Source organism: Marinovum sp. E3 (assembly GCF_055755275.1).
The window spans coordinates 3,408,174-3,420,609 of the sequence record NZ_CM146908.1; the positions used below are offsets into that span (position 1 = coordinate 3,408,174).

A 12,436-nucleotide genomic window follows, 5' to 3' on the forward strand; every position below is an offset into this window, starting at 1 on the left:
ATTGCGGAATTGCCATGGCCCATCCTTGCCGCTATAGCCGCCGCTTCGCGATGGATCAGAGGTGCGGATGGCACGGCTTGGCATAGATTTCGGAACCTCCAACACCGGCGCCGGCATCCTGCGGGATGGTCGCCCCGCCGCCCTGCCGCTCGAAGCGGGCGCGCAGACCCTGCCGACGGCGGTCTTTGTCGATTTCACCGACAAGCGCTTTGTCTATGGCGAGGCCGCGGCGCGGGCGATGATGGAGGGGCAGGACGGCCGCTTCATGCGTGGGCTGAAAAGCATCCTCGGCACGCCGCTGGCACGCGAAAAACGGCGGTTTCTCAACGAGCGGATGACGCTGATCGAGGTGATCGGCCGGTTCCTGGCCGAGATTCGATGCCGCTCGGAACGGATCACCGGTCAGAGCTTCGAGGCCGCGATCTCCGGCAGGCCGGTCAGGTTCCACTCCGAATCCGAGGACAAGGACGCCCAGGCGGAGATCGACCTGCGCGAAGCCTATGCGCTGGCGGGCTTTCGCGCGGTCGATTTCCTGCCCGAACCGGAAGCGGCGGCGCTGGCGGTGGCCGGCGAGGGCCGCATGCTGATCGTCGATATCGGCGGCGGCACCTCGGATTTCACCCTCTGCGAACGCGCGCGCGGCCAGACCCGGGTGATCGCCAGCCGCGGGCTGCGGCTCGGCGGCACCGATTTCGACCGCAGCCTGAGCCTCGCCCATGTCATGCCGCTGCTGGGCCACGGGGCCGAAATCGGCGCCGAGCTGGGCGCCAAGACCCATGCCGCCCCGCGCGCATTGTTCCACGATCTGGCCAGCTGGGAAAAGATCGCCTTTGTCTATGATGCGGCACTGCTGCGCGAGGTGAAACGCTGGATCCGGCTGGCCCGCGACCCCGTGCTCTTCGAGCGACTGGCCGAGGTGCTCGAAATGCATCTGGGCCATGACATCGCCTATGCGGTCGAGGCAGGAAAAATCGCCGCCAATGACGCCGAGCGCGGCGAAATCGCGCTCGACGTGGTGCAACGCGGGCTGCGGATCGATCTTTGGGGGGTGCAGTTGCAGCACGAACTCTCCTCCGCTGCCGCGCGCATTGGCGACATGGCGCTGGCGACGCTCAAGGACGGCGGTTGCCGGCCCGACCAGGTCGACATGGTGGTCTTTGTCGGCGGCTCCAGCCAGCTGTCCGGCGTCCGGCAGGCGCTGGCAAGGCGGCTGCCGGAGGCGCGGCAGGAAACCGCCGAGGTCTTTACCGCGGTGGTGCACGGCCTGGCCTTCGCGGCGCGGTAATCGCAGGACCGGGCGCCGGCGATCTTGCCTGCGCCGCCCGGTCTGCGTACATGCAGCCCATGTACACCGTTGCCGCGCTCTATCACTTCACCCGCTTCGAGGATCCCGCCGCCGTACAGGGCCCGCTCCGGATGCTCTGTCAAGATCAGGGCATCACCGGCACGCTCTTGCTGGCGCAGGAGGGGATCAACGGGACCATCGCCGGCCCGCGCGCCGGCATCGACGCGGTGCTGGCGCATATCCGCGCCCTGCCCGGCTGCGCTGATCTCGCGCATAAGGAAAGCCGCGCCAGCGCCCCGCCCTTTGCCCGGATGAAGGTGCGGCTCAAGCGCGAGATCGTCACCATGGGCCAGCCCGACGTCGATCCGCGCGCCCGCACCGGCCATTACGTCGATCCCGCCGACTGGAACGAGTTGATCCAGAGCCCGGATGTGGCGGTGATCGACACGCGCAACGATTACGAGGTCGCCATCGGCACCTTTGACGGCGCCATCGATCCCGGAACCGCCAGTTTCCGTGACTTTCCCAAGTGGTGGCAAGACAACAAGCACCGCTTTCACAACAAGAAGGTAGCAATGTTCTGCACCGGCGGCATCCGCTGCGAGAAATCCACCAATTACCTGCTCGGCCAGGGGGTCGAGGATGTGTTCCACCTCAGGGGCGGCATCCTGAAATATCTCGAAGAGGTGCCCGAAGCGCAGAGCAGCTGGCAAGGCGAGTGTTTCGTCTTCGACGGCCGGGTCTCGGTGGGTCACGGTCTCAGGGAAGGCCCGCATCTGCTCTGCCATGCCTGCCGCCGCCCGATCCTTCCCCAAGACCGCGCCCGCCCGGAGTACGAACACGGCGTGGCCTGCCACCATTGCGTGCGCGAGACCTCCGACGCCGACAAGACCCGCTTTCGCGAGCGCCAGAAACAGATCGAACTGTCCCGCAAACGGGGCGAGAAACACCTCGGCGGCGATCACGGCGTCTGATCCTTTTTCTGTTGGCAGATACCGCGGGTGAATCGCCGCGCGCGGCGATGGGACAGCGCCCCCGTCCTTGCCATCCACCAAACGAACGGTCATATTCGCATATGACATTATGTTTGGGAGGACGTCGTCATGGCACTCACCCGCAGAGAGATGCTGGCCGGTCTCGGCGCCGGTCTGGCCCTGGCCGGCCCGGTCTGGTCGGGCACCACCCTTGGCGCAATGCGGATCGACACGCTCAGCGATGGCAACCTGGCGCTGCCCGGCGATTTCATCTTCGGCCCGATGCCGCAACAGGCGCTGACGCCGATCCTGCGCAAATACGATCTCGATCGCGACAGCCTGACGCCGGGCTGCAACCTGACGCTGCTGCGCGATGACGAGAGAACCGTGCTCTTCGACGCTGGCGCCGGTCCGGATTTCCAGCCCTCGGCCGGCAAGCTTCAAGCTGCCTTTGATGCCCTCGGCCTGTCGCCGGACGACATCACCCATGTCGTGGTTACCCATGGCCACCCAGACCACATCTGGGGGCTGCTCGACGATTTCGGCGATCCGCTGTTTGCCGAGGCCACCCATCTGATCGGCGCGACCGAGCTGGATTACTGGCTGGACGACACCACCGTCGACACCATCGGCCCGGCGCGGCAGGCCTTTGCCGTCGGCGCGAAACGGCGGCTCGAGGCCCTGGGTGACCGGATCACCACCTTCACCGATGGCGCCGAAATCCTGCCCGGCGTTTTGGCCCATGCCAGCTTCGGCCACACCCCGGGCCATATGTCCTTCGAGCTGCGCAGCGGCACTGACGCGATGATGGTCGTCGGAGATGCCATCGGCAATCACCATGTCGCCTTCGAACGACCGAGCTGGCCCTCCGGCTCGGACCAGGACGTTGACACCGCCGCCGCCACCCGCCTGCGCCTGCTCGATCGGCTTTCCACCGAGCAGATGCGGCTGATCGGCTTTCACCTGCCCGGCGGGCTCGGCCGGGCCGAGGCCCATGGCGACGGCTATGTCTTCCTGCCGGAGGCGACGTGATGCGGATCGCCCTGGCCTTGGCCCTGCTCGCCGCGCCCGCCCTTGCCAACGAGGAGATCGCCGATCAATACCCCGGCTCGCTGCTCTATTCCAAACCGGTCGAGTTCATTCCCGGGGTCTGGTCCGCCATCGGCGCCACCGCCCCACCGACCTATGAAAACGCCGGCCACAACAACAATCTGAGCTTTATCCGGCATGATAGAATCGGCGCTTCGAAACCCTGCCAGTCTGTGCAGATCGGAGATAGGGTAGCACCATCCGGGATTTGGGGCGCCGGGAGCACGAAAGTGCGGGCAGACCGAGCTTGAGACATGGGCTGCGAGCCCGAAGCTTTATCTGGTCGCCCCTGCGGCTTGCCCGGATGTGCCGAGAGCACGGATCTGTAGTTGCCGCGTGCCCGCCTGCTCCCACGACGTGAATGCTTTTGAAGTGGAGGGAGTATGCGGATCATAGGAATGGACATTCATCGGGACTTTGCCGAAGTGGTGGCGCTGGAAGGTACCGCGCTGACCCATCTGGGCCGAGTAGAGATGACACGCGACAAACTTAGGGCCTTCGCGGCAGAATTGGAGGCCGCGGACCACGTCGTGCTGGAATCGACCGGCAATACGGTAGCGGTGGTCGACCTTCTGTCGCCGCATGTGGCACGGGTTGCGGTAGCCAACCCGCTGCAGGTGCATCTGATCGCGAAGGCCAAGACCAAGACAGACAAGATTGATGCGGGCGTTCTGGCAAAACTCTACGCCGCGGGTTTTCTACCCGAAGTGTGGATCCCGGACGAGGCGACGCTGGCGCGGCGCCGGCAGGTGGCGCGCCGCAGCCAGCTCGTGAAACAGCGTGTCCGGCTGAAGGGCTTCGTTCACTCAATCTTGCATGCGCATCTTGTCCCGCGGTGCCCCCATGCCGATATCTTCGGCGGCAAGGGGCGCGCTTGGCTGCGCGCGCAAGTGTTGCCAGACGATGAGCGCTCCGCAGTGGAGCGCCATATCGCCGAGCACGACCGACTCACAATCGCGCTGAAAGACATTGAAAAAGACATCGCCCAGGCGGCGCTGGCGGACGAAAACGTCCAACGGTTGATGACGATCCCGGGCATCGACATGATCGTGGCAGTCGGCGTGATGGCGGCCATCGGCCGGATTGATCGGTTTGGCTCACCCGACGCGCTTGTGGCCTATATCGGTCTCAATCCCAGCGTCTTTCAGTCCGGGGATGGACCTGCCCGTCATGGCCGTATCACCAAGCGCGGGCGCTCTCACGCGCGCTTCCTGCTGGTCGAGGCTGCCTGGCAGACCGTCCGTTCGCCCGGCCCTCTGCGCGCCTTCTACGAGCGCGTCCGCGCCCGCCGCGGCAATCACATTGCCGCTGTGGCCGTCGCGCGCAAACTGGCGGTCCTCATCTGGCACCTGCTGACCAAACGTGAGGACTATACCTGGGCGAGCCCGGCTCTCATGGCGCGCAAGCGCCGGTCCATGGAACTCGCTGCCGGGATGCCTTCTGAACGCGGAAAAAAGGGCGCCACGGCAGACTACAATCTGCCACATCGCCGGCGTGCCGACCGCGCAGGCGCCGAACTGTCAGAAATCGCCTATCGCCGCATGATGGAGGGCTGGCGAAAGAAGAAGCCGCGGAAGGGTGCGGGCGCCACACCCGAGGAACGACTATGACAAGGCTGCGTGACGGGACTTGAACCTCACGTCCCGTCCTTCGCCACGTGGTCACCCGCGCCTCAAGAATAGCACAAAATCGAAAAATGGGGCTGTTCAATCTCATCTGTATCGTCACCGGCGCGGGGGTGGTCGTCATCAACAGCGGCGCGGCGCACCAGCTGGCTCGGGCGCTGCATGACGAGATCAGGAAAGTGACCAACCAGCCGGTCATCGCGGTCTTCAACGAGAACGGCCAGGGGCATGCGGCGCTGGGCAATTCCTACTGGGCGGCGCAGGGCGTGCCGATCATTGCCCACGAAGATGCGGCGCGGGAGCTGGAGCACTCCGGCGGCCAGATCCTGAGCGGCATGATGCGCTACAACCGCGACCGCGGCGAGGGGACGGAGATCACCCTGCCGACCGAGACCTTCGCCGAGACATACATCCTCGAAAAAGGCGATTTCCGCATCGAAGCGCGCTATCTCGGCCCGGCCCACAGCCCCGGCGACATCGTGATCTGGCTGCCCGAGCAATCGCTGGTGATCTCGGGCGATATGGCGTTTCACGAACGCCTGCTGCCGATCTTCGAACATACGATCACCGCCGATTGGCTGGACACCTGGGACAGGGCGTTTGAACCGCTGGGCGCGACCTATGTGATCCCCGGCCACGGCCATCCCACCAACATGGCTCAGGTGCGGCGCTACACGCGCGACTACTTGGAATTCCTGCGCGGGCAGATCGGCGCCCATATCGACGCCGGCGGCGGGCTGGCCGAGGCTTATTACGTCGACCAGTCGCCCTTTGCCCATCTCGACACCTTCGAAGAACTGGCAACCAAGAACGCCGGCCGGGTCTACGAGCAGATGGAATGGGAGTGAGCCGGCTCAGAACGCCAGCGCTTCTGCGACGATCTCGCCCAGAAGCGTCTCGACCGCGTCCATCGGGCCGGCGGGATAGCTGCGATAGCCGATCTCGACCTTGCCGGCGCGGTCGGTGACAAAGACGCTGTAGGGACAATAGGCGATATTGGCGGGATCGGCCTCCATCACCTGCCGCGAGACCTGCGCCGAACAGAACAGAAAGGCATCCGCCGCATCAAACAGCGGCGCGCCGCCCACGTCCTGACGGGTGCGCGCCAGCATCTCGCCGATGTGGCTGCGGTAATCCACCACCAACCCCTGATTGACGATGGCGTTTTCGACGCTGAACAGCGCATCCTCGTAGCTGCCGTCATAGACATGGGTGATCACTGGCGCTTCGGCCATGGCGGCGCCGGCCAGGCTGGCGGCAAAAGCCAGCGGAATCAGGCGGATCATCTGTAGTGCTCTCCTCAAAGTCGGGCCCCGCCCCGGGGCAGAGCCCGCCCCGGTCCGGTTTCAGCCGAACATGTCACTGGTGATCGCGTCATACCAGCCGAGACTTTCCTCGTAGGTCGCCTTGCGCGTCGCCGCATCTTCACCGGTCTGGCTGACGAAGCCGTCGATCCGGGCGATCTTTTCTTCGGTCGCCTCATAGGTGGCGCCGACCTTGACGCCATCGTCCGCATCGATCAGCGACCAGCAGGTATTGGAGAACCGCGCCGGAAAGACACGGCTTCCGGTCAGCGCGCCGCGCACCGCATTGGCACAGACCTTGGCCTGCGAATTGGCGGAAAAGCCCGATTTCGGCATGTCGCCCTGCGCCGCAGAATCGCCCAGAACGTGGATCTCGGGATCGACCTTGGACGACATGTCGACGGCATTCACCGGCGCCCAGTTGCCCTCGGTCACCCCCGCCAGATCGGCGATATGGCCGGCCTTCTGCGCCGGGATCACGTTGCAGGCCGCCGCCTCGATCACTTCGCCATCGATGTCCACCGTCATCTCGGCCGGGTTCACGGTCACATTCTCGCCGCCGAAATCCGGGCCGATGCGGGTGATCATGCCCGGGTAATGCGCCTCCCAACCGGCCTCGAACAGCCCCTGCTTGGAGAAATTGGCCTTGGAATCGGCGATGATGATCTTGGCGGTCGGATTGCTCTGCTTGAGCACATGCGCCACCATCGACACCCGCTCATAGGGCCCCGGCGGGCAGCGGTAGGGGTTGGGCGGCGCGACCATCACGAAGGTTCCGCCTTCGGGCATCGCAAGGATCTGCGCCTTCAGCAACTCGGTCTGAGAGCCGCCCTTGTAGGCATGCGGCATGGCATTCTGCGACGTGAGGTCCCAGCCGGCCACCGAGCCCGCGACGAAATCGATGCCCGGCGAGAGGATCAGCCGGTCATACGGCACCCGGCCGCCGCCGGCGAGCGCGACGGATTTGGCGGCGCGGTCCACCCCGGTGGCCCAGTCGTGCACCACGTTGATCCCATAGTCGCTGGCCAGGGTGCCATAGGAATGCGCGATGCTCTCGATCGTCCGAAAGCCGCCGATGTAGAGATTGGAGAAAAAGCAGGTGTAATAGCTTCGCGCTGGCTCGATCAGCGTGACGTCGATCTCGCCGGCGCTGTCCTTGGCGATGTAACGTGCCGCCGTGGCGCCGCCGGCGCCGCCGCCCACGACGACAACCCGAGGCTTGCCATGGCTCCCCGCCCGCACCATCGGCGCGCGAAGCGTCGCGGCCGCCGCGGCGGTGCCGATAAAGGCCCGTCTGTTGAATGACATGTCCGTCTCCTCCCATAAAGCAGGGCCGCCCTATGGTGCGAGCGTCCCGAAATATGCGGCCAGCGCCGCAATCTCCTCGTCGGACAGGCGCCCGGCGATCATCTGCATGGCGGGATGGGATCTCTGGCCCGATTTATAGCCGTGCAGGGCGACGACGAAGGCCTCTTGCGGCCATCCGACGATCGCGGGAATGGCGTCGCTGCCAGAGGCCTGATGGCAGGTGGTGCATTCCGATGACAGGTATTCACCATACTCCGGGTCGCCCTCGATGGCGAGGATTTCGCCGATCTCCGTCTCCTCTTCGGCCGTCACCGCCGCCGCCCACCCGAGACAGAGCGCCAGGGCGACGGTCAGCGGGCGGGGGGCGACGGGCATGACTTCACTCCTCGGCGAAGGATTTCAGGTATTCGACCACCGCAGCCTGATCCGCCTCCTTGCGCAGGCCCGAGAAGGACATCTTGGTGCCTTGCAGATAGTCGCGCGGTTTGGCCAGAAAGGCTTTGAGGTCTTCCTCTGTCCATATCAGACCATCTTCGCCGGCCTGCTTCAACGCTTTCGAATACGAGAATCCGTCGATCGCGCCGGCCGGATGGCCGACAATGCCGTTCAGCGCGGGGCCAGTGCGGTTCTTGGCCCCTTCGCCGACCTGATGGCAGGACTTGCACTTCCGGAACACCCGTTCACCGGCCGCCACCAGTTCGGCATCAAGCGCGGCCGGCACCACGGCTTCGGCCTCTTCGACGGCTTCGGTCTCTTCGACCGTGGCCTTTTCGACCGCAGGCGGGTCTTCGGCCGCCCCGGCCTGATCCGGCGTCACGTCCAGAACGGTGGCGCGCATGGTGATTTCGACGCTGTCCTTGCAGTTCTCCATGCAGGGCTCGGCCCGCCATTGCGCATATTCCGCCTCGGCCCGGTCATCGACGATGAAGCCCGCGGCGTTGGGCATCTCGACTTCGAGGAAGTTCTCGTGGCTGAGGGTGAAATCCTCGTCAACGATATCGTTGGAATAGAGGATATAGGCGGTGATCGCATAGACCTCGTCATCGCTCAATGTCTGCGCCGCGCCAAAGGGCATGGAGCGGTGGACATAATCCCAGACCGTCGAGAGATAGGGCCAATAGCTGCCCACGGTCTTGACCGGGTCTTTCCGGTCCAGCGTGTCCCAGCCGCCGGCCAGCGTCGGCCAGTTGCCGACGCCCTCGGCAAAATCGCCATGACAGGCGGCGCATTGCTCGGCAAAGACCTCTTCGCCGGTCCAGACATCGCCGGAACCTTCGGGCAAGCCGGTGCCATCGGGCAGGATATCGACGTCCCAGGCGGCGATTTCCGCTTCCAATGCCGGGCGGCCGAGGCCGAGGCGGCTGTCTGTCAGGCCCTGGGCCGCTGCCATCTTCATCACCGGGGCCTCTGGCGCGCTGGCGGCGGCCCCGGCCTGCGGCACGTCCGCCGGCTCTGCCAGCCCGGCTTGCTCGGCCACTTCGGTCGCGGCCGGGATCACCTCGGCCGCCGGGGCGCCGCCACCGGGGATTTGAAAGGCGATCGTGGGCGCCGTGGCGGGCATCGGGGTGACAAAGCGGTCGGCCAGGGTGATGGCCAGACCGGCGGTCGCGGCAATGCCCGCGCCCGCGCCGACAAACAGAGCGGCTTTAGGAAACTTCGACATTTTCGGCCTCCCCGTTGGATTTGACATGCCAGGTCTGAATGCAGTTGTTGTGATAGATCGAATTTTCGCCGCGCACGTCGCGCAGCTGGGACTTGGTCGGCTGGACATAGCCGGTCTCGTCCATCGCGCGGGCCTGCAACAGCATCTCGCCACCGTCCCAGTCGGTATCGAGATAGAAGCGCACCAGCGCCTTGTTTCCGCCCTCCTGCGAAAGCCGTGCGGTCTCCCAGCTCTTGCCGCCGTCCCGGGAGACGTCGACGCGGGTGATCCGCCCGTGCCCCGTCCAGGCCATGCCAGTGACAACCAGCGGCCCGGGTCCGTGAGTGATGGGCATTTGCGGCGAGGGCGAGGTGATGACCGACTTGGCGTCCATCACCCATGTCCATTTGCGGCTGGTCCCGTCGGCCAGCGTGTCGGTGTATTTCGAGGTTTCTTCGCGGCTTTCGACCGGCTGATCGAGCACCTCGATCCGGCGCAGCCACTTGATCCACATGTTGCCTTCCCAGCCCGGCACCACCAGGCGCACCGGGTAGCCATGCTCCTTGCGCAGCGCTTCGCCATTGGCCTTGAACGCCACCAGAACGTCATCCAGCGCCTTCTCCAGCGGGATCGAGCGGCCGTTCGACGAGGCATCGGCGCCTTCGACATAGACCCATTTGCCCGCCGTCTCGCCCGACAGCCCGGCCTCTTTCAGCAGGCTGCGCAGCGGCACGCCGGTGTATTCCATGTTGTGAATCATGCCATGGGTGAACTGCGCGCCATTGAGCTGCGCGCCGGCCCATTCCATGCCGGTGTTGGCGGCGCATTCGCAGAAATAGACGTGGTTCTCGCGCGGAAAACGCTCGAGATCGGCATAGGTGAAGACCAACGGCCGATCGACCAGCCCGTTGATCATCAGGCGGTAATCCTCCTTCTTCAGGTCGATGGCGCCCGAGTGATGCCGTTCGAAGGCGCAGCCCTGCGGCGTAATCGTGCCGTCGAGCGCGTGGATCGGGGTGAAATTGATCGAGCTGATCGTATCGGCGGTGAGCCATTCGACATTGCGGCGGATCACGTCGCTCTCGAATTCGATGGGCAGGCCATAAGGCACCTCGTCGACGCCCTGGCCGAGCCCGGACGCCCAGTCCTGCACTTCGGTGATCAGCGGATCGGGGGTGGCGGCGCGGGCGGCCCCGGCGGTGACGGCACCGGCGGCGGCGGCCACGCTGCCGCGCAGGAACGCGCGGCGGGATGATTTCAGGATGTCAGACATATGGCCCTTCTCCCTTGGTTGCGGTTTGCCGCTTGGACGGCGCGATTGGAGAGCGCACTGCCCGAGGGCAGTACGGCATGTTCGGTGCGCCCGGGGTCGGGCGGTCAGGCAGGTCTTCTGTGCCTTCAGACGCCGGTCACGGCGACGCTGGTATTCGGATCAAGCCGGACAGTTCCCAGCTTGGAGATATGGGCCTCGACCACATCCCAGATCGGCGGGCCTTCGGTGCCTTCGTTCACAGAGGCCCAGCCGGCGACAACGTAGGTGCGCGCCGGGTCGATGGCCTCGCCGGTCGAAAGCAGCGTCATCTCGGAGATGCGCTCGCCCTGCGGTTTCGAAATGTCGATCCGGTAGCCCATGCCGCCAACGCGCACCATATCGCCGCCCTGCTGGTAATAGGGATCCGGGTTGAAGATGTTGTCGGCCACGTCCTCGAGCACAATTTTCAGGAATTCGCCCGTCATTTCGGTGCGGTAGGCGTTGGGATAGGTCATCGAGGTGACGTTCCAGATATCCTCGCGGGTGATCTTCTGACCGGGGATCAGCGACGGCCCCCAGCGCACGCCCGGAGACAGCGCAATCTCGGCGTCGCGTTCCGACAGCAGCGCATCGCAAATCAGGTCGTCCCACGACCCGTTGAAATTGCCGCGGCGGTAAAGCAGGCTCTCGCTCTCGCCGATCACCTCTTGCAGCTCCGCCTCATAAGGCGCGCGCTCTGCGTCGATGACGGCGGCAACCTCCTTGTCGGGGGTGATCACGTCGGAAAAGATCGGGATCAGCTTGTGCCGAAAGCCCATCATCCGCCCGTTCCGTACATCGAGATCCACGCGCGAGACGAACTTGCCGTTGGACCCGCTCGCCACGATGATCGTGTCGCCCACCAGCACCGGCTCGGGCAGCGCGTCATGGGTGTGGCCCGAGAGGATCACGTCGATGCCGGTGACGATGCCGGCCATCTTCTTGTCGACGTCGAACCCGTTGTGCGACAGGCAAACCACCAGCTCGGCGCCCTGCGCGCGCACTTCGTCGACCATGTCCTGCATGTTCTCGTCGCGGATGCCAAAGGCGTATTCCGGGAACATCCAGCCGGGGTTGGCGATCGGCATATAGGGGAAGGCCTGGCCGATGACGGCGATCTTGACGCCGCCGCGTTCAAAGAACTTGTAGGGCGGGAAGAGCTCGGCCGGTTCGTCCCATTCGGCGTCAAAGATGTTCTGCCCCAGCGCGGCGAAGGGCAGGCCCTCGACGATCTCGGCCACCCGGTCCGAACCCAGCGTGAACTCCCAGTGAAAGGTCATGGCATCGGGTTTCAGCGCGTTCATCACGTTGACCATGTCCTGGCCCTGGGTGTGATAACAGGTATAGCTGCCGTGCCAGGTGTCACCGCCATCCAGCAGCAGCGCATCGGGACGCGCGGCGCGGATCGCATTGATTACCGTGGCCACCCGGTCGAGCCCGCCAACCCGGCCATAAGTCTGCGCCAAGGCCGAGAAATCGCCCGACGACAGCGCATAATGCGCGGACGAGCCGTCGTCGATGCCGTAGAGCCGGCGGAAATCGGCGCCGGTCACATGCGGCACCGCGCCCTTGTTGTCGCCGACGCCGATATTGATCGACGGCTCGCGAAAATAGATCGGCTTCATCTGGGCGTGGATGTCGGTGACATGGATCAGCGAGACATTGCCGAAGGTGTCGAACTCCAGAAGCTGGTCCTGGGTCAGCGCCTGCTGCGCGGCCAGGCGCGACCAGGTGCCGAAACCGGAGGCGCCAAGCATGGCCGAGGCGGCCATCGAGACCTGAAGGAAATCGCGGCGGGAGATCATCGGAGGCTCCTTGTATCACACAGGGCTTTTCTCACACACGGCTTCACATGCGCATATGTGAATAAGTCAAGAACAGAAAACCCCGCGCCAGAGAAACCGGCGCGGGGCGTGGA

Annotated in this window: 11 protein-coding genes and 1 pseudogene; 6 read left to right on the top strand and 6 right to left on the bottom strand. The window is 65.0% G+C overall.

Features of this window, described 5'->3' with window-relative positions; genetic code table 11:
* The first annotated feature begins 67 nt into the window (after window positions 1-67).
* The 6 genes and pseudogenes from AC0J5K_RS16615 to AC0J5K_RS16640 all read left to right on the top strand — a co-directional run bounded on the left by AC0J5K_RS16615 (window position 68) and on the right by AC0J5K_RS16640 (window position 5,821).
* A complete protein-coding gene (locus tag AC0J5K_RS16615; RefSeq protein ID WP_274565703.1) occupies window positions 68-1,285 on the top strand; it encodes an Hsp70 family protein in 1,218 nt (405 codons plus the stop codon).
* Between the two features lie 59 nt (window positions 1,286-1,344).
* Entirely contained in the window at window positions 1,345-2,259 is a 915-nt protein-coding gene (gene trhO / locus AC0J5K_RS16620; RefSeq protein ID WP_074839550.1) for an oxygen-dependent tRNA uridine(34) hydroxylase TrhO, read from the top strand.
* 129 nt (window positions 2,260-2,388) lie between these two features.
* A complete protein-coding gene (locus AC0J5K_RS16625) occupies window positions 2,389-3,291 on the top strand; it encodes an MBL fold metallo-hydrolase (RefSeq protein ID WP_074839552.1) in 903 nt (300 codons plus the stop codon).
* Window positions 3,291-3,482, top strand: a pseudogene (locus AC0J5K_RS16630) (MBL fold metallo-hydrolase); the annotation flags it as partial. The gene AC0J5K_RS16625 and the pseudogene AC0J5K_RS16630, both read left to right, overlap by 1 nt.
* A gap of 249 nt (window positions 3,483-3,731) precedes the next feature.
* Window positions 3,732-4,958 (top strand): IS110 family RNA-guided transposase, encoded by a 1,227-nt coding sequence (locus AC0J5K_RS16635; RefSeq protein ID WP_274565301.1) that lies wholly within the window; start codon window positions 3,732-3,734, stop codon window positions 4,956-4,958.
* An 86-nt stretch (window positions 4,959-5,044) separates the two neighbouring features.
* The gene (locus AC0J5K_RS16640; RefSeq protein ID WP_420398611.1) at window positions 5,045-5,821 is read left to right on the top strand and encodes an MBL fold metallo-hydrolase; all 777 of its coding nucleotides are present in this window, start codon (window positions 5,045-5,047) and stop codon (window positions 5,819-5,821) included.
* A 6-nt stretch (window positions 5,822-5,827) separates the two neighbouring features.
* Here AC0J5K_RS16640 and AC0J5K_RS16645 read toward each other — a convergent pair whose 3' ends face one another.
* From AC0J5K_RS16645 to soxB, 6 genes are all read right to left on the bottom strand, one after another.
* Window positions 5,828-6,259 carry a DUF302 domain-containing protein gene (locus AC0J5K_RS16645; RefSeq protein WP_139211524.1) on the bottom strand — a complete coding sequence of 144 codons (432 nt, stop codon included), beginning with the start codon at window positions 6,257-6,259 and terminating at the stop codon, window positions 5,828-5,830.
* Window positions 6,260-6,319: 60 nt separating this feature from the next.
* Window positions 6,320-7,585, bottom strand: a complete 1,266-nt coding sequence (locus AC0J5K_RS16650; protein ID WP_274561787.1) for an NAD(P)/FAD-dependent oxidoreductase — start codon at window positions 7,583-7,585, stop codon at window positions 6,320-6,322.
* Window positions 7,586-7,615: 30 nt separating this feature from the next.
* Window positions 7,616-7,960, bottom strand: a complete 345-nt coding sequence (locus tag AC0J5K_RS16655; protein WP_139211525.1) for a c-type cytochrome — start codon at window positions 7,958-7,960, stop codon at window positions 7,616-7,618.
* A 4-nt stretch (window positions 7,961-7,964) separates the two neighbouring features.
* On the bottom strand, window positions 7,965-9,248 hold the full coding sequence (locus tag AC0J5K_RS16660; protein ID WP_083416167.1) for a c-type cytochrome: 1,284 nt from the start codon (window positions 9,246-9,248) through the stop codon (window positions 7,965-7,967).
* Entirely contained in the window at window positions 9,232-10,500 is a 1,269-nt protein-coding gene (gene soxC, locus AC0J5K_RS16665; protein WP_274561788.1) for a sulfite dehydrogenase, read from the bottom strand. The genes AC0J5K_RS16660 and soxC overlap by 17 nt, the downstream gene beginning before the upstream one ends.
* Before the next feature lie 125 nt (window positions 10,501-10,625).
* Window positions 10,626-12,323 (bottom strand): thiosulfohydrolase SoxB, encoded by a 1,698-nt coding sequence (soxB, locus tag AC0J5K_RS16670; protein ID WP_274561789.1) that lies wholly within the window; start codon window positions 12,321-12,323, stop codon window positions 10,626-10,628.
* Between the last annotated feature and the right edge of the window lie 113 nt (window positions 12,324-12,436).

Coding starts and splice junctions, on each gene's coding strand:
- soxC (WP_274561788.1), bottom strand. CDS start 10,500: ATGTCTGACATCCTGAAATCATCCCGCCGCGCGTTCCTGCGCGGCAGC.
- AC0J5K_RS16660 (WP_083416167.1), bottom strand. CDS start 9,248: ATGTCGAAGTTTCCTAAAGCCGCTCTGTTTGTCGGCGCGGGCGCGGGC.
- AC0J5K_RS16615 (WP_274565703.1), top strand. CDS start 68: ATGGCACGGCTTGGCATAGATTTCGGAACCTCCAACACCGGCGCCGGC.
- AC0J5K_RS16645 (WP_139211524.1), bottom strand. CDS start 6,259: ATGATCCGCCTGATTCCGCTGGCTTTTGCCGCCAGCCTGGCCGGCGCC.
- AC0J5K_RS16655 (WP_139211525.1), bottom strand. CDS start 7,960: ATGCCCGTCGCCCCCCGCCCGCTGACCGTCGCCCTGGCGCTCTGTCTC.
- soxB (WP_274561789.1), bottom strand. CDS start 12,323: ATGATCTCCCGCCGCGATTTCCTTCAGGTCTCGATGGCCGCCTCGGCC.
- AC0J5K_RS16640 (WP_420398611.1), top strand. CDS start 5,045: ATGGGGCTGTTCAATCTCATCTGTATCGTCACCGGCGCGGGGGTGGTC.
- AC0J5K_RS16635 (WP_274565301.1), top strand. CDS start 3,732: ATGCGGATCATAGGAATGGACATTCATCGGGACTTTGCCGAAGTGGTG.
- AC0J5K_RS16625 (WP_074839552.1), top strand. CDS start 2,389: ATGGCACTCACCCGCAGAGAGATGCTGGCCGGTCTCGGCGCCGGTCTG.
- AC0J5K_RS16650 (WP_274561787.1), bottom strand. CDS start 7,585: ATGTCATTCAACAGACGGGCCTTTATCGGCACCGCCGCGGCGGCCGCG.
- trhO (WP_074839550.1), top strand. CDS start 1,345: ATGTACACCGTTGCCGCGCTCTATCACTTCACCCGCTTCGAGGATCCC.